General features: G+C 64.2%; 14 protein-coding genes and 2 pseudogenes. 10 read left to right on the forward strand and 6 right to left on the reverse strand.

Annotated elements, in window-relative coordinates; translation table 11 throughout:
* Positions 1-77: 77 nt before the first annotated feature.
* The 3 genes from BMW74_RS16150 to BMW74_RS16160 are packed head-to-tail and all read left to right on the forward strand — an operon-like array spanning position 78 to position 3,645.
* Positions 78-1,982 (forward strand): two-component sensor histidine kinase AauS, encoded by a 1,905-nt coding sequence (locus tag BMW74_RS16150; protein WP_093423142.1) that lies wholly within the window; start codon positions 78-80, stop codon positions 1,980-1,982.
* The gene (locus BMW74_RS16155) at positions 1,979-3,307 is read left to right on the forward strand and encodes a two-component response regulator AauR (RefSeq protein WP_093423145.1); all 1,329 of its coding nucleotides are present in this window, start codon (positions 1,979-1,981) and stop codon (positions 3,305-3,307) included. Before BMW74_RS16150 ends, BMW74_RS16155 begins: the two co-directional genes overlap by 4 nt.
* Before the next feature lie 8 nt (positions 3,308-3,315).
* Complete coding sequence (locus BMW74_RS16160; RefSeq protein WP_175479240.1) at positions 3,316-3,645, forward strand: GlpM family protein; 330 nt, start codon at positions 3,316-3,318, stop codon at positions 3,643-3,645.
* Between the two features lie 28 nt (positions 3,646-3,673).
* Here BMW74_RS16160 and BMW74_RS16165 read toward each other — a convergent pair whose 3' ends face one another.
* Entirely contained in the window at positions 3,674-4,693 is a 1,020-nt protein-coding gene (locus BMW74_RS16165) for an alpha/beta fold hydrolase (RefSeq protein ID WP_093423168.1), read from the reverse strand.
* Between the two features lie 304 nt (positions 4,694-4,997).
* Here BMW74_RS16165 and metR point away from each other — a divergent pair, with 304 nt between their 5' ends.
* Positions 4,998-5,915 carry a transcriptional regulator MetR gene (gene metR, locus BMW74_RS16170; protein ID WP_093423254.1) on the forward strand — a complete coding sequence of 306 codons (918 nt, stop codon included), beginning with the start codon at positions 4,998-5,000 and terminating at the stop codon, positions 5,913-5,915.
* Between the two features lie 17 nt (positions 5,916-5,932).
* Here the strand turns inward: metR and BMW74_RS25745 are convergent.
* The 3 genes and pseudogenes from BMW74_RS25745 to BMW74_RS16180 all read right to left on the reverse strand — a co-directional run.
* Positions 5,933-6,025: pseudogene (locus BMW74_RS25745) on the reverse strand (DUF4381 domain-containing protein); the annotation flags it as partial.
* 28 nt (positions 6,026-6,053) lie between these two features.
* Positions 6,054-6,692 (reverse strand): LysE family translocator, encoded by a 639-nt coding sequence (locus BMW74_RS16175; RefSeq protein WP_093423171.1) that lies wholly within the window; start codon positions 6,690-6,692, stop codon positions 6,054-6,056.
* A 24-nt stretch (positions 6,693-6,716) separates the two neighbouring features.
* Complete coding sequence (locus BMW74_RS16180; protein ID WP_093423174.1) at positions 6,717-7,139, reverse strand: NUDIX hydrolase; 423 nt, start codon at positions 7,137-7,139, stop codon at positions 6,717-6,719.
* Positions 7,140-7,329: 190 nt separating this feature from the next.
* On the opposite strand from BMW74_RS16180, the gene BMW74_RS16185 reads away from it, so the two are divergent.
* The 4 genes and pseudogenes from BMW74_RS16185 to BMW74_RS16200 all read left to right on the forward strand — a co-directional run bounded on the left by BMW74_RS16185 (position 7,330) and on the right by BMW74_RS16200 (position 10,468).
* Positions 7,330-7,848 carry a DUF4234 domain-containing protein gene (locus BMW74_RS16185; RefSeq protein WP_093423177.1) on the forward strand — a complete coding sequence of 173 codons (519 nt, stop codon included), beginning with the start codon at positions 7,330-7,332 and terminating at the stop codon, positions 7,846-7,848.
* Positions 7,849-7,929: 81 nt separating this feature from the next.
* A pseudogene (locus BMW74_RS16190) lies at positions 7,930-8,223 on the forward strand (LuxR C-terminal-related transcriptional regulator); the annotation flags it as partial.
* A 165-nt stretch (positions 8,224-8,388) separates the two neighbouring features.
* Positions 8,389-10,005 (forward strand): FMN-binding glutamate synthase family protein, encoded by a 1,617-nt coding sequence (locus BMW74_RS16195; RefSeq protein WP_093423180.1) that lies wholly within the window; start codon positions 8,389-8,391, stop codon positions 10,003-10,005.
* A gap of 157 nt (positions 10,006-10,162) precedes the next feature.
* The gene (locus BMW74_RS16200; protein ID WP_093423183.1) at positions 10,163-10,468 is read left to right on the forward strand and encodes a putative quinol monooxygenase; all 306 of its coding nucleotides are present in this window, start codon (positions 10,163-10,165) and stop codon (positions 10,466-10,468) included.
* Here the strand turns inward: BMW74_RS16200 and BMW74_RS16205 are convergent.
* Both BMW74_RS16205 and BMW74_RS16210 read right to left on the reverse strand, forming a co-directional pair.
* Positions 10,443-11,933 (reverse strand): glucosyltransferase domain-containing protein, encoded by a 1,491-nt coding sequence (locus BMW74_RS16205; protein WP_093423186.1) that lies wholly within the window; start codon positions 11,931-11,933, stop codon positions 10,443-10,445. The genes BMW74_RS16200 and BMW74_RS16205 overlap by 26 nt on opposite strands.
* Positions 11,934-12,125: 192 nt before the next feature.
* The gene (locus tag BMW74_RS16210) at positions 12,126-13,547 is read right to left on the reverse strand and encodes an amino acid permease (RefSeq protein WP_093423189.1); all 1,422 of its coding nucleotides are present in this window, start codon (positions 13,545-13,547) and stop codon (positions 12,126-12,128) included.
* A gap of 425 nt (positions 13,548-13,972) precedes the next feature.
* Here BMW74_RS16210 and BMW74_RS16215 point away from each other — a divergent pair, with 425 nt between their 5' ends.
* Both BMW74_RS16215 and BMW74_RS16220 read left to right on the forward strand, forming a co-directional pair.
* Positions 13,973-17,080 carry a transglycosylase domain-containing protein gene (locus tag BMW74_RS16215; RefSeq protein ID WP_093423192.1) on the forward strand — a complete coding sequence of 1,036 codons (3,108 nt, stop codon included), beginning with the start codon at positions 13,973-13,975 and terminating at the stop codon, positions 17,078-17,080.
* A gap of 178 nt (positions 17,081-17,258) precedes the next feature.
* Complete coding sequence (locus tag BMW74_RS16220) at positions 17,259-22,391, forward strand: NEL-type E3 ubiquitin ligase domain-containing protein (RefSeq protein ID WP_093423195.1); 5,133 nt, start codon at positions 17,259-17,261, stop codon at positions 22,389-22,391.
* Positions 22,392-22,502 lie beyond the last annotated feature (111 nt).

Below are 22,502 nucleotides of genomic sequence, written 5' to 3' on the forward strand. Positions count from 1 at the left end.
CGCGAGCAAGCCCGCTCCCACAGGGGGATCGACGGTGGTCTGTTGATTTGTAAGGTGGTTGACCCAAGGCATCTGTGATGAAATGCGACCCCAATCTTTATCGCGCAGCGCCGCCATCACTTGCCGTGAAACCCCGCCTGATTCGCCATCTGTTCCTTCCGCCGCTGGTCATCTTGTTGATGGTCGCCCTGGGCTTCCTTGGCTTCTGGCTCAGCGAGCACTACGGCATTCGCAGCCTGAGCGAAAGCGGACAACGCCAGTTGGAGCTCAACGCTCGCGCGGTGGAAAGCGAAATCAGCAAATACACCTACCTGCCCAGCCTGCTGGAACTCGAATCGAGTGTTTCGCAGTTGCTGGACGACCCCACGCCGGAGCACCGGCAAACCGTCAATGACTACCTCGAAGGCCTGAACCGCCGTAGCCGCAGCCGGGCCATCTATGTGATGGACACCACCGGCCGGGTCCTGGCCACCAGCAACTGGCGCGACGTCGACAGTTACCTGGGCGAAGACCTGTCGTTCCGTGCCTACTTCCAGAACGCCGTGCGCGGTCAGCCGGGGCGCTTCTATGGCATTGGCAGCACCAACGGCGAGCCGGGCTACTACCTGGCCCATGGCCTGGAAGAGCAAGGCAAGATCATCGGTGTCGCCGTGGTCAAGGTCCGTCTGGAGTCCATGGAAGAACGCTGGCAGCGGGCGCGCCTGGAAGCCTTCGTCAGCGATGAGAACGGCATCATCATTCTGTCCAGCGACCCGGCGCGGCGGCTCAAGTCCGTGCGTCCCTTGAGCGAAGACACCAAGGAACGCCTGGCCCGCAGCCTTCAGTACTACTGGTTCCCGCTCAACGAGCTGGAGCCGCTGGCCCGCGAGCGCCTGGCCGAAGGTGTGGAGAAACTCACGTTCCCGGCCAACGTCGAAGTCGCGCAAGGCGACAACGAAGACATCAGCTACCTGTCCCAGACCCGGCCCCTGAGCGATACACCGTGGAACTTCACCCTGCTCACGCCGCTGCAAGACCTGCGGCGCGAGGCCATCAACCAGGGCATCCTGGTTGCCGTGGCCTTCGCCCTGCTGGCCTTCCTGCTGATTGCCTGGAACGAGCGGCGCAAGGTCATAGCCACGCGCCTGGCCGCTCGTGAAGCCCTGCAGGAAGCCAACAACCAGCTCGAACGCAAGATCGGCGAGCGCACCACCGACCTGCGGGCCAGCAATGACCGGCTCAAGGCGCAGATCCGCGAGCGACGCCAGGCCGAGGAAACCTTGCGGCGCGCCCAGGATGAACTGGTGCAGGCCGGCAAGCTGGCAGCCATCGGCCAGATGTCCACCAGCATCGCCCATGAACTGAACCAGCCACTGGCCGCCCTGCGCACCTTGTCCGGCAATACCGTGCGCTTCCTTGAGCGTGGCCAGTTGGACATCGCCAGCGCCAACCTGAAGACCATCAACGAATTGATCGACCGCATGGGGCGCATCACCGCCAGCCTGCGCTCCTTCGCCCGGCGCGGCGATGACCACGGCCAGGCCAGCCTGGCCAAGGCCGTGGACGCCACCTTGCAACTGCTGGCCTCGCGACTCGACGGCGCAGCGGTGCAGGTGCATGGTCAATTCATCGATGCGCAGGTGCAAATCGACCAGACCCGACTCGAACAGATCCTGGTCAACCTGATCGGCAATGCGCTGGACGCCATGCACGCCCAGCCCACGCCCGAACTGTGGCTGGAGGGCGAGGCCAGCGACGGCAAGTACCGCCTGCGAGTGCGTGACAACGGTCATGGCATCGACGCCCAGGCCCGCAAGCATCTGTTCGAACCGTTCTTCACCACCAAGCCTGGCGAACAAGGCCTGGGCCTTGGCCTGACGCTGTCCGCCAGCCTGGCCGCCGCAACGGGCGGTAGCCTGAGCGTCGAACACCCCGCCAGCGGTGGCACCGCTTTCGTCCTCGGTTTACCGCTGGTAAGCCCTCACCCTGCCGAGCCGATATGAATAACGAACTCCATGTACTGATCGTCGAAGACGATCCCCATGTCCTGCTCGGCTGCCAGCAAGCGCTGACCCTGGAAGACATTCCCTGTGTGGGCGTGGGCAGCGCCGAGGAGGCCCTGGCCCAGGTGGGCGACAACTTTGCCGGGATCGTGATCAGCGACATTCGCCTGCCGGGCATCGATGGCCTGGAACTGCTGGGGCGGCTCAAGGCCCGGGATCGCAGTCTGCCGGTGGTGTTGATCACCGGCCACGGCGACATCTCGATGGCCGTCGACGCCATGCAAAAAGGCGCCTACGACTTCATGGAGAAACCCTTCTCGCCGGAACGCCTGGTCGACGTCGCCCGCCGCGCTCTGGAACAACGCAGCCTGGCCCGCGAGGTCACCTCCCTGCGCCGGCAACTGGCCGAGCGCGATTCCCTGGAAGGCCGGATCATCGGCCGCTCGCCGGCCATGCAACACCTGCGCGAACTGATCGCCAACGTCGCCGACACCTCGGCCAACGTGCTGATCGAAGGCGAGACCGGCACCGGCAAGGAACTGGTCGCCCGTTGCCTGCACGACTTCAGCCGCCGTCACGCCCAGCAGTTCGTGGCCCTGAACTGCGGCGGCCTGCCAGAGAACCTGTTCGAGAGCGAAATCTTCGGCCACGAGGCCAACGCCTTTACCGGTGCCGGCAAGCGCCGGATAGGCAAAATCGAACACGCCAACGGTGGCACGCTGTTCCTCGATGAGGTGGAAAGCATGCCCCTGCCCCTGCAGATCAAGCTGCTGCGGGTGTTGCAGGAGCGCACCCTGGAGCGACTCGGCTCGAACCAGAGCGTGGCGGTCGATTGCCGGGTGATCGCCGCCACCAAGTCCGACCTCGATGACCTGAGCCGCGCCGGCCAGTTCCGCAGCGACCTGTATTACCGCCTCAACGTGGTGACCCTGGAACTGCCACCGCTGCGCGAACGGCGCGAGGACATCCTGCAACTGTTCGAACACTTCCTGCAGCAGTCCTCACTGCGCTTTGACCGCAGCGTCCCCGAACTGGACAACCAGACCTTGTCGCACCTGATGAGCCACGACTGGCCCGGCAACGTGCGCGAACTGCGCAACGTCGCCGAGCGCTTCGCCCTTGGCCTGCCGGCGTTCAAGAAATCCGGCAGCACCGGCGCCGCCCAGGGCCTGGGGTTTTCCGAAGCCGTGGAAGCCTTCGAGCGCAACCTGCTCAACGACGCCTTGCAGCGCAGCGGCGGCAACCTGAGCCAGGCCAGCCTGGAACTGGGCATGGCCAAGACCACGCTGTTCGACAAAGTGAAAAAGTACGGACTGAGCCACTAATGGACCTGATTCTCAAGGCAGCGCTGGGCGCGGCGGTGGTGGTGATCCTCGCCTTCCTCGCCAAGACCAAGAACTACTACATCGCCGGCCTGGTGCCGCTGTTTCCGACCTTCGCCCTGATCGCCCACTACATCGTCGGCAAAGGCCGTTCGCTGGACGACCTGAAGACCACCATCGTGTTCGGCATGTGGTCGATCATTCCCTACTTCGTGTACCTGGCGACCTTGTACCTGATGGTCGACCGCATGCGACTGGAGGCTTCGCTGGCCGTCGCGGCAGTGGCCTGGATGATCGCGGCCACGGTGCTGGTCAGCGTCTGGGTACGCTTGCACGCGTAAGCCTCGCGCCTACGGGGACACCGTTTCGCTACAACACCCGTCCCGCCCCCACCGGGTCGATCTGCGCCCAGTGCGAGGTGTCTTCGCGGTGCTGGCGCAGGTAGGGCAACACCGCCGCCAACAGCGGTGCCTTGAACGCGTCCTGGAAACGATGGGCCAGGCCCGGAATCAACTTCAACTGGCTGCCCTGGATATGCGCGGCCAAATGAATGCCATGCATCATCGGCAACAACGGGTCGGCGGTGCCATGCACCACCAGGGTCGGCACCCGCAATTGATTGAGCATCGTCACTCGGCTGGGCTCGGCGAGGATGGCCATGATCTGGCGCTTCACCCCTTCAGGCTTGAACGCCCGGTCATAGGACTGCGCCGCCTGATCCAGCAACGCCTGGCGATCATCCGTCACCTGCGGACTGCCCAACGCCGCCAGCAAGTCCGCCTGCTGCTCCAGCGCCACCTCACGGTTCGGCGCACTGCGCCGTGACAACAACTGCACCAGCGCCGCACTGGGGGCCGGCAGCCCTTCGGCGCCGGAGCTGGTCATGATCAGCGTCAGGCTCTCGACCCGCTGCGGCGCCATCGCCGCCATGTGCTGGGCAATCATCCCGCCCATGCTCGCCCCCAGCACGTGGAACTGCTCCACCTGCAGGGCGTCCATCAACCCCAGGCCATCCTCGGCCATGTCGGTCAAGGTGTACGGCGCCGCCACCGGCAAGCCGAGCTTGTAGCGCAACGCCTCGACGGTCAGGTTGGCGCTGGCCGGTCGCTGGCGCCAGGTCGATAGGCCGACATCGCGGTTGTCATAGCGAATCACCCGAAACCCCTGCTCGCACAAGGCCACGACCACCTCATCCGGCCAATGAATCAACTGCCCGCCCAGGCCCATGACCAACAGCAGCGCCGGATCGCCCACACGGCCGATGCTCTGGTACGCCAGGCTGACCTGCTCCAGATCGACGCGCTGGGTCGGTACCGTCACATCACATCGAGACGCCGCAAAAGACGACAGGCCGAACAGCAGTCCGACCAGGAAAACACACACACGCATGAAAAACACCGAAACGCAGAACCCCAGTAGAGCGCGAGTCTGATGAAATTTGTACAAGCGCGCTGCCACAGTTGCGTGACAGTTTGATGAAGATTGCCCAGCGGTCGTCTGGCAGACCGCGTGATCGTTCTTCGCGAGCGAGCTCGCGCCCACAGTGACCCAGGTCGCACACACGCACCCTGTCCAGCCCAAGCGCTGCTCGCGAAAGGCCAGGTCCCTTCGACATCCATATCGACAGCCACCCCATCATGAGACAAACTCACCCCTTTCGCGTTTAACGCAAAGTTTACTCATGGAGGCCGCCGTGCTCGAAATCCGTCACCTCAAGACCCTGCACGCCCTGCGCGAAGCCGACAGCCTGGTCGAAGCGGCCGAACGCCTGCACCTGACCCAGTCCGCCCTGTCCCACCAGTTCAAGGAGCTGGAAGAACGCCTGGGCATGCAACTGTTCGTGCGCAAGACCAAACCCGTACGTTTCACCAGCGCCGGCCTGCGCCTGCTGCAACTGGCTGACGCCGCCCTACCGCTACTGCGCGGCGCCGAGCGCGATATCGCCCGCCTGGCCGGGGGCACCGCCGGGCGGCTGCACATGGCCATCGAATGCCACAGCTGCTTCCAGTGGCTGATGCCGACCATCGACCAGTTCCGCGATGCCTGGCCGGAAGTCGAGCTGGACCTGGCCTCGGGTTTTTCCTTCGCCCCGCTGCCAGCCCTGGCCCGTGGCGACCTGGACCTGGTGGTGACGTCCGATCCGCTGGAACTGGCGGGGATCACCTACGTGCCGCTGTTCACCTACGAGGCGATGCTGGCAGTGGCCAATCAGCACCGGCTGGCCGGCAAGCCGTACATCGTCCCGGATGACCTGGCCAGCGAAACCCTGATCACCTACCCGGTGGAACGTGATCGCCTGGACATCTTCACCCGCTTCCTGGAGCCAGCCGACATCGAGCCGGCCCAAGTGCGGACCTCGGAGCTGACGGTGATGATGATGCAGCTGGTGGCCAGCGGTCGCGGCGTGTGCGGCATGCCCCATTGGGCCCTGCACGAATACAGCTCGCGGGGCTACGTGAAGGCCAAGCGCCTGGGCGAGAAAGGCCTGTTCGCCACGCTGTACGCCGGCATCCGCGCCGACATGCTCGACGCACCGTACATGCGCGACTTCCTGCTGACGGCCAAGGACACTTCTTTCTCGACGCTGGATGGGGTCAGTGCCGTGCGCTGATCACATTGCCCCCAAAAAACCTGTGGGAGCGGGCTTGCTCGCGAAAACGGACGCACATTCAACATGGATGTTGACTGACACACCGCTTTCGCGAGCAAGCCCGCTCCCACAGGGTAGGTGGTGTGACAACAACCAGGCTCACACCACCCGCCGCTGCTCCAGCATCAAGCGCACGGCCAGCGCCGCCAGCACAAAGCCCATGAAGTAGCGCTGCACCGCCAGCCACAGCGGATTGTGCACGAACCAGGCGGCGATCCCGGCGGCGAACAGCGCGATCATCAGGTTGACCACAAAACTCACGCTGATCTGGGTCAGGCCCAGGGCGATGCTCTGGGCGAACACCGAGCCGTGTTCCGGGCTGATGAACTGCGGGAACACCGACAGGTAGAACACCGCGATCTTCGGGTTCAACGCGCTGGTGAGAAAGCCCATGAGCATCAGTTTGCGCGATGAGTCCGGCGCCAGTTGCTGGGCCTCGAACGGCGAGCGCGCGCCCGGCCGGACCGCTTGCCAGGCCATCCACAGCAAGTACAGGGCGCCCGCCCACTTCAGCGCCTCATACGCCATCGGCACCGCCAGGAACACCGCCGTCACGCCAATGGCCGCCGCCAGCATATGCACAAAAAACCCCGCCACCACCCCCAACAACGAGATCACCCCGGCCTTGCGGCCCTGGCAGATCGAACGGGAGATCAGGTAGATCATGTTCGGTCCCGGCGTCAGTACCAACAGCAGACACGCGGCGGCGAAAACCAGCAGGTCGGGCAGGGCAATCATGGGGCGGTCCTTGTCAGTCGGCGATCAGGCGGGAGTCTTCAGGGCATTGCGATAAAACGGCAGGATCAGGTCCCGCGTCAAGGGCGCCAGCACGATGCCCGGGACATTGTCGACCTCGACCCACAGCACTTCTTCGATCTCTGCCGCCGGGGTTACCGCCGCCTCGATATCCAGCAGGAAAATCTCGGCGTCCACCACATGCCCCGGCTCATTGGCCGCTGGCGCACTGAAGTGGCCCAGGTAGCGAGCGTCGTTGGTGTCGATCACCAGCCCCAACTCTTCCTCCAACTCGCGGGCCAGGGCCTGCACCGGTTGCTCATCGGGCTCGATCTTGCCGCCGGGCTGCATGAAGGCCAGGGTGCCCCGTTTGCGGACCAGCAGGGTGCGGCCGTCGGGACCGATCAACAGGGCGGCGGCGATGCGAATGATCTGAGGTGAAAGGGTCATGGGAAACCGGAGCCTTGAGTCAAAGACGCAAGGATCCCATGGACGTGGGATCGCCGCCACTCATCGGGCACCAGGCCGAAAAGGAGAACCAGAGCTTTCGCACCCAATACGCGGAAATTTCCTATACGCGTATTTGTTAGCTTGCTCGCCCGCTGTACAGCCCCCCTCCGCGCCACCAAAGAGAGCCCGCATGTCCGATATTTCCACACTCAAAAAAGCCACCGTCCCGACCCCACTGCTCATTCTCCTGGCCGTGGTGACCGCAGGGCTCTACCTGTATGTCTGGATGTATAGAACCAGCCAGACCATCGAAAAGGTCACGGGAGCGAAGGTGCTGAGCGAGCGGTTCCTGATCAGCTACCTGACACTCGGTGGGATGGGCGGTCTGGTGCTCACCCTCGTCACTAACTACGCGCCCCTGGCAGTCGTCTACCCGGACTCGGTATCTGTCTACGTGGCGTTTGCGCTGGTGATTAGCTACTCGATGTCTCTCGCCGCCACGCTGCTGGCCATCGCCTGGTGCTTTCACGTGCGCCGAGCGCTCAGGGCCTACACGTTGGTCCAGCACCATTTCGAGCTGCGCATGAACCGTGTCTGGTCGGTGTTGTTCATCTTCTATCACGTCAACTATTGCCTCAATGACCTGCCCACGGCCAAGCAAAAGCACGACAAAAAGCAGCGCTCGGAGAATGACACCGTAGCGTACTGAAGCCGCCTCAGGCCGCTATCTCGCCCCATAGAACCCTCTAACCCGCACCGCTCTGCCCATCGCCTGCCCGTGCCTGGACCGATCGCCCGGTTGTCGTTGATCCAGCCCTGGGTGCTGAGCCTGCTGCGCCAGCGCCTGCCCTATGAAGGTGACGCCACGGCGCCGGTCGACACCCAAGGGCAACACCGCGACTGGCGCCAGCGCCTGGACGTCGGCCGCTGAATGCCCAACGGTTGCTCCGGCAAGGAAATCGCCCGTAAGCTGGTCATCTCTGCCGAAACCGTGAACGTCCATAAAAAACACCTCTACAGCACGCAGGGGATCAAATCCCAGTCCGAGCTGTTCGCTTTATTTCTACAGGCCCAAAGTGCCTGAGACCGTGCTGCAACACTGTTCTGTGGGAGCGAGCCTGCTCGCGAATGACGTCAGTCGATTCACGCTCCATGTCGACTGCACCTGTGAAGTGCGCCTTCGCGAGCAGGTTCGCTCCCCCATGAAAAGCCAAAGCGCCACCACCGAGTCCGAACCCAAGGAACCCGTATGAGCCTGTCACTCCTGAGCCGCTACGCCTTCTTTGCGCTGTGTGTGATCTTTACCCTCGCCAGCCTGCCCTTTCTTGAATACAACTGGCTCTGGCCGATCACGATCATCACCGGCCTGCTGAGCCTGCTGGGGATCTTCGACCTGCTGCAAAGCCCCCACGCGGTACGCCGCAACTACCCGATCCTGGGCAACATTCGCTACCTGGTCGAAGGCATCCGCCCGGAGATCCGCCAGTACCTGCTCGAATCCGACAGCGACGCCCTACCGTTTTCCCGGGCCCAGCGTTCGCTGGTCTATTCGCGGGCCAAGAACGAATCCGCCGACAAACCCTTCGGCACGCTGATCGACGTGTACCAATCGGGCTTTGAATTCATCGGTCATTCGATGCGCCCGGCGCCGGTCAGCGATCCCGACAGCTTCCGGGTGATCGTCGGCGGGCCACAATGCTCGCAGCCATATTCGGCCTCGGTGTTCAACATCTCGGCCATGAGCTTTGGCTCGCTCAGCGCCAACGCCATTCGCGCGCTGAACCAGGGCGCCAAGCTCGGCAACTTTGCCCACGACACCGGCGAAGGCAGCATCAGCCCCTACCACCGCGAACACGGCGGCGACCTGACCTGGGAACTGGGCAGCGGCTACTTCGGCTGCCGCACCCGCGACGGCCGCTTCGACCCCGAGCGCTTCGCCGCCCAGGCCCAGGACCCGCAGGTGCGGATGATCGAAATCAAGATGAGCCAGGGCGCCAAGCCAGGCCACGGCGGCATCCTGCCCAAGCACAAGGTGACCCAGGAAATCGCCGACACCCGTGGCGTGCCGATGGGCGAGGATTGTGTATCGCCGTCGCGCCACAGCGCGTTCTCCACACCGATCGAGATGATGCATTTCATCCAGCAACTGCGTGAGTTGTCCGGGGGCAAGCCGGTCGGCTTCAAGTTTTGCCTGGGCCACCCGTGGGAATTCATGGGCATTGCCAAGGCCATGCTTGAAACCGGGATCCTGCCCGATTTCATCGTGGTCGACGGCAAGGAAGGCGGCACGGGCGCCGCGCCCGTGGAGTTCACCGACCACATCGGCGTGCCCCTGCGCGAAGGCCTGCTGTTCGTGCACAACACCCTGGTGGGCCTGAACCTGCGGGACAAGATCAAGCTCGGCGCCAGCGGCAAGATCGTCAGTGCGTTCGACATCGCCAGCGTCCTGGCCATCGGCGCCGACTGGGCCAACTCGGCCCGGGGCTTCATGTTCGCCATCGGCTGCATCCAGTCGCAAAGCTGCCACACCAACAAATGCCCGACCGGCGTCGCCACCCAGGACACCCTGCGCCAGCGTGCGCTGGTGGTCCCAGACAAAGCCCAGCGGGTGTTCAACTTCCACCGCAGCACCCTCAAGGCCCTGGCCGAGATGCTCGCCGCCGCCGGCCTCGAACACCCGTCCCAACTGTCGGCCAAACACCTGGTGCGGCGCATGTCGGCCACCGAGATCAAGCTGTTCTCGCAGTTGCATGTGTTCTTGAAGCCCGGGGAACTGCTCACCGGGAACGTGAGCGGCGAGTTCTACTCGCGGATGTGGCAGATGGCCCGGGCCGATAGCTTCGAGGCCAATGACGTGGCCGCCTGAGATCACCACTGCCCTTGTGGGAGCGAGCCTGCTCGCGAAGGCGATCAGTCCATCAACATTGATTTTGAATGTGATGGCGCTATCGCGAGCAGGCTCGCTCCCACCTGGATCTCTATCAACTGACGGGCCATAGGCCCCACCCTTTCAAGGAAGAACCATGCTCAACGTAATCGCCGAAGACTTCATCCAACCCGACCACCTGGACACCGTGCGCCCGTGGTACGCCGAACTGGTGGAAAAGACCCGCCAGGAACCGCTGTGCATCGCCTACGACCTGTTCATCGACCAGAACGACCCCGGGCACTTCGTGTTCATCGAACAATGGCCGGACCAGGCGGCGCTGGATGCCCATTGCGCCAGCGAACACTTCCGGCGCCTGGTGCCGCAGATCAACGCGTATCAGGCCAAGCCGTGCCGGGTGGTGTTGATGGAGGGCTTCACCGGCGCGGCGGTTCCTTCATGACGATGAAGCCGTAATCCCCCACTCGGTACAGGTTGTAGAACTGGCTGTCGACCACCGGGGTATACCCCCGGTAACCCAACAGGGTTGCGTTACGCCGCTCATTCTCCGGGAACACATTGCGGACCCCCACCCTGGGCAGGTTCTCGGCCAACATGAAAAAGTTCACGTTCAGGATGTACTTCAAGACGGGCATCACCTTGAACGAACCGCTCGCCTCATCCAGCCAGCGATCGGATGACGTGCGCGACATGTAGATCCGCTTCGCCTCGCGTAACTGAGGGTTGGAGGCGATGTCATGGCCCAGTGAAAACAGGGCGTTGGTGGCGAACTCCTTCTGCACGCTCAACACCCGCCCATAGGCGAACGACAGCGCCAACATACTCAGTAAAGGGATCGCCAGCAGCAACCCCAAGCGGGGATCAATGGCCACCAACCCGCGACGTGCCAGGTCATACACAAACACCCCGAGCACGGCGAACCCCATCAAGGTCCTGGCACCTTCATTAAAGTCCCTGAACAGCAACGTAGTCCCGGGCACCAACAGCAGCAGTGCCGGCACACAGAGCAGGCACGCCACGCCCAGCAGGGTCTTGCGCCACCGGCCGTCCGGGCGCTGACGCAACGCCCAAAGCACCTGCCATCCCCCCAACATCGCGCACACCAGCATGGCCCACAGCAACCCGCGATGGCCGCCCTCGAACAACAACGCCACGTTGCTCGCGACCCATTGCAGATTCCCCCACACCCGGACGAGCCCCTGCTCACTCAATGCCTGCATCGGCAAACGCTGGGCAATGATCGAGGGGTATCCCGTCACGCCGTAGACCAGCGCACCCACGATCAACTGCGAGCTTTTCAGCGCCAGCAACGAACCCAACGCCCGCCAGGGCTTGGCTTCGCTCACCCACCTGACCAGTTCGATGCAACACAGCCCGAGGAAGACGTTGATACACAACTGATACAGGCCCATGCCCAGCGCGACCAGCACGCCGGGCACCACCACCTGCAGCGCCACCGACTTGAACCGCAAGGTCATGGCATAGATCACCGCCACCAGGCTCAACGCCATGGTCGGGCCGTCGTACTGATAAGACAGGTTCTGTAGGAAAAACGGGTTGTACCAGAGGGGCAGCACCACCAGGCAGTCCACCCACGTCGGCTGTCCTGCGTAATGGAAGGTGAGGCTTTTCAACGCCAGGGCAATGGCGACGAGGGCAATCAGCAGGGGCAAAGGGAACACATTCGGGGCAGCCGAGGTGAACGTCAGGCCGTGGTAAAACAAGTCGGCCAGCCACCGCCCCTGCCCCGTCCACGCGCTGCCCGCCGCCAATGAGCGCCAGTTGTCGTCGATGTAGGCATGATCCGCGAGGATCAGCGGCAGCACGTACACAAATGCCGCCAGCACAAAGAATCCGAATACCTGACGTTCGGACAGCGGCTTGCTTGAGAGGCTCATCAGGCTCATTCCGTGCTCCGTTGCGTGCCGCCCCAGGTTCTATAGGCGGCCCTGCAGACAGGCATTCCACGCTAGAGCGATAAGTGCTCAGCGTCTACTGTCAGAAGTACCAGGCGGGCATAGCTTTCGGACCAACGGCGGGTCCCAAACAAAAAAGCCCCGGCCATTTCGACCGGGGCTTTTCAGTTCAACCGTTCGGGTTTACGCCGCCGAACGCACCGCGCCCTGCGCACCGCTGCTCGGTTGCAGCTTGAACACGTAGAACAACACCGTCAGCAGCACCAGGAACGCCGGGCCTACATACAGGGCGACGCGGGTGTCCGGGAAGTAGGCCATCAGGCCCACCACCAGCACCAGGAATGCCAGCGCCAGGTAGGAACTGATCGGGTACAGCCACATGCGGTACTTGAGCGCCGCGCGTTCGGTCGGGCTCAGGCCACGGCGGAACTTGAGCTGGGCCAGCAGGATCATCACCCAGGTCCAGATCGCACCGAAGGTGGCGATGGCGGTGACCCAGACGAAGACTTTCTCCGGGACCATGTAGTTGAGCAGCACGCCCAGCAACAGCACGAAGATCGACAGCAGCAGTGCCCGGCGCGGTACGCCGTTGCTCGAGGTCTTGCCGAAGCCCGCCGGGGCCTGGCCGTTCTGCGCCAGGCTGTAGAGCATGCGCCCGGTGCTGAAGATGCCGCCGTTGCATGACGACAGCGCCGCGGTGATCACCACGAAGTTGATGATGCCCGCCGCGGTCTTGATCCCCAGGCGCTCGAAGGTCATCACGAACGGACTGCCCTGGGTGCCGATTTCATTCCACGGGTAGATCGACAGGATCACGAACAGCGCGCCGACGTAGAACAACAGGATGCGCCAGAACACCGAGCCGATGGCCTGGGGAATAGTCTTCTGTGGGTTCTTCGCTTCACCGGCCGTCAGGCCGATCATCTCCACGCCCAGGTACGCGAACATCACCATTTGCAGGGACATCAACACGCCCGAGACGCCATTGGGCATGAAGCCACCTTGGGTCCACAGGTTGGAAATCCCCAGCGCCACGCCATCGTTGCCAAAGCCGAAGGCAATGATGCCGATGCCGCCGACAACCATCGCAATGATGGTGACGATCTTGATCAGGGCGAACCAGAACTCGAACTCACCGAAGGCCTTGACCGCGAGCAGGTTGATCGAGCCCATGCTGACCAACGCGGCGAGCGCCCAGATCCAGCGCGGCACATCGGGGAACCAGATGCCCATGTACACCGCCACCGCGGTGATTTCCGCGACACAGGTCACCAGCCACAGGAACCAGTAGTTCCAGCCGGTCAGGAAGCCGGCCAGGGGGCCGAGGTAGTCTTGGGCGTAACGGCTGAACGAACCGGCCACCGGATTGTGCACGGCCATCTCACCGAGGGCGCGCATGATCACCAGGATGGCCAGGCCGCCAATGATGTAAGACAGCATGATCGCCGGGCCGGCCATTTCGATGGCCTTGGCCGAGCCCAGGAACAGGCCGACACCGATACAGGCGCCGAGCGCCATCAAGCGAATATGCCGTTCACCGAGTTCGCGTTTGAGCGGTCCGCCCTGAGCGGTCTCGCCGTGGGGCTGATGATTGCCGACAGGCATAGGGGTACAACCTCGTCTTGTTTTTGGGTATGACCACCGAGTGTCAAAACCCGGGCCGATAAGCCTGGATTGAGCGCGACCGGACCGACTTCGTGGGTCGATTCGTCTTGTAGGAAAAAACCTCAAGATCAGCGGGGCGGCGAGTATTGCACAGCAATGGTGCAGCGTCATGCCCCGACCATCGGCTGATATACGCGGGCGCACGCCTCTAATTCGGGGCTTTGCGCCAGGCCCAAAGCCATGACACCACCTCTTCCACGATGGTCCTGCGTGAATACATGACGTGTGCCCACCCTCGCTCCCACAATGATCCTGCGTGAACACAAAGCCTGTGCGCCCAGCCCCACACAATTTTTTCACGCCCCTGCGCCAACGTCTAAGCTCAACACAAGTCCGATCAATCTGCGTGAATGGATCAGTCGACTATGGGCGCCTTGTGGCAGACCGACTCAAGCAAGACCGTAGCGCCAGCCGACCGTGTGGATGAAGCGTCTCCACCGCCTGAAAAACCCCGTCGGCGCTACGCCTGGCGGATGTTCTGGTTGTTGCTGTTGATCAGCGCCGTGGTGCTGTTCCTGGCCGCGCAGAAGGAGATCCGCACCTCACGCCTACAGGCCCGTGAGTTCAGCCACTGGGCGGCGGCGCTGAGTTATTCGATGCACCCCGGCCCCAGCGATTCGATCTACTACCCCGGCGCCGGGCCGTTCGACAAGCGCCTGGGCTACAGCGCCCTGGGCGAGTTCCTGCCGCGCCTGCTCAAGCGCGACTACGTGATCGCCGCACAAGCGCGGTTCTCCCCCACGCTGCTGGATTACAGCCGGCAAGGCTTGTTCGTGCCCTACGCCGAGAAGATCCAGGCCGGGCTGTCGATCACCGACTGCAGCGCCGCGCCGCTGTACCAGTTCAACTACCCACAACAACTGTATGCAAGCTTCGCCGCCATCCCGCCGTTGATGGTCCACAGCCTGCTGTTCATCGAAAACCGTGACCTGCTCGACCCCCGCCAGCCGTTGTCCAACCCGGCCGTCGACTGGCCGCGCTTTGCCATGGCCGCGTGGTCGCAAGTGGCCAAATTGCTCCACCTGCCCGGCCAGACGGCGGGCGGCAGCACCCTCGCCACCCAGTTGGAAAAGTACCGGCATTCGCCCGATGGCCTGACGGTGTCGGGCAGCGAAAAGATCCGCCAGATGATTTCCGCCAGCGTGCGCGCTTACCAGGCCGGTCCAAACACCCTGGGGGCACGGCAGAACATCGTGCGTGACTACCTCAACAGCGTGCCGCTGTCGGCGGTGCCGGGGCATGGCGAAGTGCATGGCGTCGCGGAGGGGTTGCGGGTCTGGTACGACGCCGATTTCACCCAGGTCAACCAGGCCTTGGCCAGCACCGCCACCGACCCCACCAGCCTGGCGCAACGGGGCCTGGCCCTGCGCCAGGTGTTGTCGTTGATGATTGCCCAGCGCCGCCCCTCGTATTACCTGAACAAGGGCCGCGCCGACCTGGCCAGCCTGACCGACAGCCACATCCGCCTGCTGGCCCAGAGCGGCGTGCTCGACGCGCCACTGACCACCGCGGCGCTCGCCAGCCAGGTGACCTACCGCGATTGGCTGCAGCAGCCGACGATCCAGCCGATCGAAACCACCAAGGGCATCAGCGTGGCCCGCAGCCGCCTGGCGTCGATGCTCAACCGGCCGCTGTACGACCTCGACCGCCTCGACCTATCAGCCACCAGCACCCTGCAAGGCGACCTGCAAACCCAGACCACCGAGTACCTCAAGCAACTCGCCGACCCGGTCTTCGCCGCGAAAATCGGCCTGCTCGGCGAACGCCTGCTGACCGCCGCCAGCACCGCCCAGGTACGCTACAGCTTCACCCTCCTGGAGTTGACCCCAGACGGTTCGCGGGTCCGCGCCCAGACCGACAGCACCGACCAGCCCTTCGACATCAACGAAGGCAGCAAACTGGAACTGGGCTCCACCGCCAAGCTGCGGGTGCTGACCACCTACCTGCAAATCATCGCCGAGCTGCACCAGCGCTATGGCGACAAGCCCCCGGCCGAGCTGAAAAAAGTCGAGGTCCCTCCCCTGGACCTACTGACCCGCTGGAGCGTCGACTACCTGATCCAGAACCCCGACCGCAGCCTGTCGAAGATGCTCGGCGCGGCCCTGGACCGCAAATACTCGGCCAGCCCCGGCGAGGCGTTCTTTACCGGTGGCGGCCTGCATCACTTCCATAACTTTCGCAACGAAGACAACGGCCGCTCGCCCACCCTGCGCGATGCCCTGCGCGAGTCGATCAACCTGCCGTTCATCCGCCTGATGCGCGACCTGGTGCGCTACGTCACCTACAACGGTCCCAACAACAGTGCCGAGTTGCTCAAGGATGACGACAACCCCCGGCGCCAGGAATACCTGGCCCAGTTCGCCGACCGCGAGGGCACCACCTTCTTGCTCAAGTTCTGGAAGAAGTACCAGAAGAAGGACACCCAGGCACGCCTCGACACCTTCCTCGACGGCATGCACCCGACACCGATTCGCCTGGCCGCCGTGCACCGCTACCTGCTGCCCGGCGCCAGCCAGGAAGACTTCAACAGTTTCGTGCGCTCGCACCTTGTGGGCGCCAAGCTCAGCGAGAAACTCACCGACGAGCGCCTCGAACGGCTCTACGCCAGCTATGGTCCCGGCGCCTACGACCTGCCGGACCAGGGCTTCATCGCCAAGGTCCACCCCCTGGACCTGTGGCTGATCGGCTACCTGCTCAGCCACCCCGACGCCACGTTCAGCCAGATCGTCAAGGCCAGCCAGTTCGAGCGCCAGGAAGTCTACAGCTGGCTGTTCAAGAGCCGGCACAAGAGCGCCCGCGACAGTCGCATCCGCACCATGCTGGAGATCGAAGCGTTCCTCGACATTCACCAGCGCTGGCAGAGCGTCGGCTACCCGTTCGACCACCTGGTACCGTCGCTGGCCACCGCCATCGGCAGCTCAGGCGACCGCCCGGCGGCGTTGGCCGAACTGGTCGGCACCATTCTCAATGACGGCGTGCGCCTGCCAACTCTGCGCATCGACAGCCTGCACTTCGCGGCCAACACGCCCTACGAAACCCGCCTGACCAACGACCCGAATGTCGGCAAGCGAGTCATACCTTCCGAGGTGGCCACGGCCCTGCGCGAAGCCCTCTCGCAAGTGGTCGACGCCGGCACCGCCAAACGGGTGGCGGGCAGCTTCAAACTGGCCGACGGCACGCCGCTGGCCATGGGCGGCAAGACCGGCACCGGCGACAACCGCATCGAAGCCTTCGGCGCCGGTGGACGGATCCTCAGTTCCAAGGCGATCAACCGCACCGCGACCTTCGTGTTCTACATCGGCGACCACCACTTCGGCACCCTGACCGCGTTCGTGCCGGGGGCCTCGGCCCAGGGCTTCAAGTTCACCTCGGCGCTGCCGGTGCAGGTGCTCAAGGGCATGGCGCCGATCCTCACGCCCTACCTGCAACCGGGCAGCCAGACCTTGTGCCGGGTGCAGACGGCCGCCCGCTGACGCCGTTCAGCACGGGATCAGGTGATCCCGCGCGCGGGTAGTAATAGGGTATTTTTCGCGCTCGATTTTTAACCCTTTCCAGCCCTTTCACTGGCTGTTTTCACGGATCTTTTGCGTTTTTACCCAGCGGATCGCTTCAGTAGCCTGAAGGTTCATTTACCCCTTCAGGTATTCCTCCATGAGCACACGTGCCCCCACCCCGACCACCGGGGTCCATGACGCCTTCATCCGACAGCAAACCCCGCCCTGGCTGCTCGGTACCACGCCCCAGCGCATCGCCGCGTTCAAGGCGCTGAAGCCTCCGATTCCCGTCGTCTACGCCGCGCCCACCCAGCCCGCCGCGTTGCCTGCCCTCAAGCACGCCATCGGCCAACACTGGGAGCGGCAAAATGCCGTGGATCACAAGCTCCAGGCCTTGAACGACCTGCAGGGCTTCGCCGAGCCATTGCTCAAGAATGCCCTGGCCAACTACGGCGACATCGATGTGCGCAACACCTACATCCGCCTCTACAGCAGCGCCGACCTGCCGTGGTGGACGATCAATGTCATCCCCGGCGAAAAGAGCCAGACCCGCACCCTGCTGGAAGCGGCGCTGCACAACTTCAGCCTCGGGGAGACCTTCACCGACTACGCGTTCCTCTCGGGCGAAGACGTGCGCGGCCAACGCACCCCACTGACCTTCAACCACGCCACCACGGGCGAGGTCCTGAGCGCCGAAATCTTCAAGACCCTGTGTCGCGACCTCGACCTCGGCGCCCGCTACCAACGCGAACTGCACGCCGCCCTGGGACTGAGCGCCCCCACGGTCGAGGCGTCGCTGCGCCACAAGGTGATCGCCAGCCTCAAGGCCGGCCTGGACAGCGCCGCCCACCTGGCCCTGGCGCAACAGGACATCGGCGAGGACGACTATGCGCTGATCCAGGCCATGCTCACCGGCCGCCCCGGCCCGTTGACCCTCGGCGGCCAAGCCATCGAGTTCTACACCCTGGACCTGCTGGACACGCGCCTGCCCGGCATCCTGATCATTGCCACGCAAACCGCCGACTGGGGCACAGGACGGATGTTGGCCTATGTCCCGAATGACCCGCACCACCCGCTCAAGCACTACCCCTCGTCGCTGGACTTCGTGCAAGAGCTGACCCGCCAACTGCGGGACGAGCCCCCGGCGCCGGGCGAATCGCCAGTGCGCTATCAACAATTCTTCAGCCAATTCGTCGCCCAGCAACAGCGCGGTGCGTTTTTCGCTGAACTCAACAGCCTGCTCGCCACCGTGCGCTGGCACCCACGCGACCCCACTGACAATCGCCCGAACTGGCGCGCGCAGCCGGTGGAGACCCCCAACCTGCGCCTCAAGGTCGCGCCCGTGCGCGAAGACAGCGCCAACCGCAGCAGCGACCCGGGGCAACATGACCTCTGGCATTACCTGTACCGGGTCAAACACAACAAGGTGCTCAACGACGCCCAGGAAATCGCCGTCAGCACCGCCTACGCCGACCGCATGGCGCGCTGGGCCTGGTGGGACAACCTGGGCAAGATCGTCAGCGACCTGTTGAACGCGGCACTGCTGGTGATCACCCCCTTTGTGCCGGGGGTGGGTGAGTTGATGCTGGCGTACACCGCCTACCAATTGGCCGACGAAGTGTTCGAAGGGGTCATCGATTGGGCCGAAGGCCAGGGCCTCGAGGCCCTGGAACACGTGTTTGCCGTGGTGCAGAACGTGATCGAACTGGCGACCTTCGGCGCAGCGGGCAAGGTCGGCGAAGTCGCGCGCCTGAAGCTGTCGCCCTTCGTCGAAGGCCTCAAGCCCGTGCAGACGCCCAGCGGCCACACTCGCCTGTGGCACCCCGACCTCAGTCCCTATCAACACCCGGCCCTCGACCTGTCGCCACGGGCCAGGGCCGACGAGAACGGGCTGCACCGGCACAACGGCAAGCAGCTGCTGCGCCACGACGGCCAGCACTATGAAGTGCGCCAGGACCCGGTCAGCGGGCAGCACCACCTCCAGCATCCACGGCGACCCGACGCCTACCGTCCACGCGTGCGGCTCAACGGCAACGGGACCGTCGTGCATGAACTGGAGCAACCGCGCACCTGGAGCAACCGCCAATTGCTGCGCCGCCTGGGGCCGATGACCGATGGGCTGAGCGATGCCGAGCTGGAAGATGCGCGGCGGATCAGCGGGGTCGATCACGGCCACTTGCGCCGCCTGTACACCGACAACCAGCCAACGCCGCCCTTGCTCGCCGACACCCTGCAACAGCGCACTAGCGAGCACTATGCCAGCGCCAGCGTGCAACGCATTCGCAGCGCACAGCCCCTGGACCCCGCCGCCCTGTGGTTCGAGCAAACCATCACCGAGCTGCCGGGCTGGCCGCGAGAAAAGGGCTTGCAGGTGTTTGAGCGCTCCGACCTGTCCGGGGCTTCGCGTACCTACGGCAATCGCGAAGCCAGCGGCAACGACCTGGTGCGCATCAGCCTGGCCGACGTCCTGGACGGGCGCTTGCCGGAGCAGGTCCTCGCGACCCTCGATGACGCACACGCCAACCAATTGCTGGGATACATCGAGACCCCGGCCCAACGGCCCCAGGCCTTGCGCAACCTGCTCGCCGACTATGTCGCGAGCAAGAGCACCGAGGTCGCCCGCGACCACTATCTACGCCACCAAGCGTCCAGCGACCCCAAGGTCGAGTTACTGCGCGAGCAGTACCCGGAACTGCCGTTGAGCATCGCCGAGCAACTGGTCAGGCACACCCGCCCGGGGCAACGCCAGACCCTGAGCGACGCCAAGCGCCTGCCGCTGGACGTCAGCAACCGGGCTCGCGAACTGGCCTTCGAAGCCACCAGCACACGGGCCTTCGCGCCCATCTACCGGGAACAGCCCTTGAGCCCGACCAGTGAAAACCTGGCCCTCAACACCTTGCGCCTTTATAGCGATGCACTGGCCAATGTCCGCCTTGAAGTCCGTGAGGCCCACGTCACGGGGGCCTTGCGTGTGCGGGTCGGCGCCGAAGATGCGCCCCACGCCCGCGTGCTGATACGCGGTACCGACGGGCGCTACCGGGTGCGTGGCGACACCGCGCAGCCACTGAGCGAACCCACGGACTTCTACAGCGCCGTGCTCCTGGCCCTGAGTGCAGACGCCAGCAAGACCCCGCTGTTCGCCCTCAATGAAGGTGAGTTGTTCCGCCAATGGCTGGTCCGCAAAACCCAGCCCCCCACACACCGACGCCTGGCCCTGGCCCAGCCGCCGATCCGCACTGAGGCCGAGCGCGAGACCTTGGTCCTGTTGACCGGCGGCAACAGCTTCAGCCGCCTGGGCGGTGCACAAGCACCCAACCCGCAGTTGACGGCAACGCGCATCAAGCGCTTGCTGCCCGAGATGTCCGAACAAGGGGTCGAACGCTTTTCCGAGGTGGTCGAAGGCGCAGAGGGGGGCCAGCTCCTGGAGCGGATCGAAGGCGAAAAAAACACCCTCAGCACGCAGTTGGACAGCTTCGTCAGGGGCCCGACCCGCTGGCCCGCCAAAAGCCGCCTGGAAGCCGTTGAGCGCCAGGCCCGCGCCCTGTTCGCCGACAAACTGCTTGAATGCTGGCAGGACGGCTACACCCAGCAATACGATGAGTACCGCTCGTTGCGCACCCCTACCGTGCTGGACCTGTCCGAGTTGCCGTGGCCCGAGCGGATGCCCGAACTGACCCAGGACTTCCACCACGTGACCCAGTTGTACCTGTTCGGCAGCGGCTTCTCGGATGAGCACGCCAGCTTCCTCCTGCACTTCCCTTCGCTGCGCCGGCTCGACCTGTCGGATAACGTACTGACCGCCGTGCCGCCCGCCGTGGGCAAAATGCGCGCGCTCACCCACCTGGACCTGAGCAACAACCGCCTCATCCTCGACCCGGCCTCCCACGAGCACCTGCGTGGCCGACATCGCCTGCGCGAACTGGCCCTGAGCAACAACCCACTGGGCACGGCGCCGGACATCAGCCAGATGCCCTCGCTGACCGGGCTGCTGCTCAGCCACACCCAAATCAGCGAATGGCCCGGCGGGCTGTTCGCCCAACCCCGGGGCGAGGACTTCATCCTGCAGATGCCCGGCAACCCCATCACCCACTTGCCCCAAGTCCCTCCCGCCTCGGACGAAGCCCTGACCATCGCCCTGGCCCGCGTCGACTACCGCACGCTCACAGCCGATTACCAGGACCTCTATGAGCACTACCGCGAGGCTCACGGCCTCGACCCCCATCGTCACTACGACCCCAAAGGCGAGAGCGGCCCGTGGCTCGAAGGCTTGGATGACGCACAACAGCACGCCTTCAAGGCGACCTGGTACGCCCTGGAACACGAGCACGGCTCCCAGGGATTTTTCGAGGTCATCAGCTCCCTGGAGGACCCGGAGTTTTTCGAGTCCGAGGAAGACCAAACACTCTATGCGCGGGACCTGGGCATCCTGCGCCGTCAGGTCTGGCGCATGTTCCAGGCGATGGAGGCCGACGGTGAGCTGAGGCAGCGCGTGTTCCGCCAGACGAGCTTTCCGGGCTTGTGCGCGGACGCCGGGATGCAGATCTTCAATGGCCTGGGGATCGAGGTGGAAGCCAGCCAGGCCCGGCTCTTCAGCCGTACCGCCAGCGAGCGTGAAGAGCGCCTGGTGACCCTGGCCCGAGGCGCAGCGCGCCTCAAGCTATTGGCCAACGTCGCGCGGGCCGACATCGCCCATCGGCTCAAGCCCCTTGAGCTGGGCGGGCTCGGCCTGCGCCTCAATACCCAAATGATCGACAGCCTGCCCGGCACCGTCGATGAAGTGGAAGTGCACCTGGCCTACCAGACACGCCTGGCCCGGCGGCTCGACCTGCCGTGGGTCAGCGAACACATGGTCTACCGCTCGACCGCCGGCGTCAGTGACGCGGCCATCGACCAGGCCTACAACGCCGTGCAGGCATTGAGCGAAGGCGATGGACTGGTCAACCAGATGCTGCTCGAACCGTACTGGGAGCGCTTTCTCAAGGAGCAGTACGCCCCGGAGTACGACGCCAACGAACAGTCTATCGATGAGCAGTTCGACGCGCTGGATGAGCTGTACAGCGAACAGCAGGCGCTGGCCCAGGACGTGGACCTGAGCGAGGAGCAACGCGCGATCTGGCACACTGCCTTGCAGGCCAGGGCCCGAGAACTGGGGCTCGATGCCACGCAGTGGCTGCCGGACCCAAGCATGTCCGAGGTGCAGTACAACCAGGCGCTCAATGATCTGGGCGAGCGCCGCCAGCAATGGCTACGCGACCAGACTCGCCTGCTGCTCGATCGACTCGACCAGTAAAGAGCGCTGCGGGCAGATCCCCCGGTGGCCGTAAAATACTGACACCCGTGGCGAGCAAGCTCGCTCGCCACGGGCTGTTTGCATGTCGAGATGACCTTAAGGTGGGTGTGC

It is taken from the genome of Pseudomonas sp. ok272 (genome assembly GCF_900109995.1).
Taxonomy (GTDB): Bacteria; Pseudomonadota; Gammaproteobacteria; order Pseudomonadales; family Pseudomonadaceae; genus Aquipseudomonas.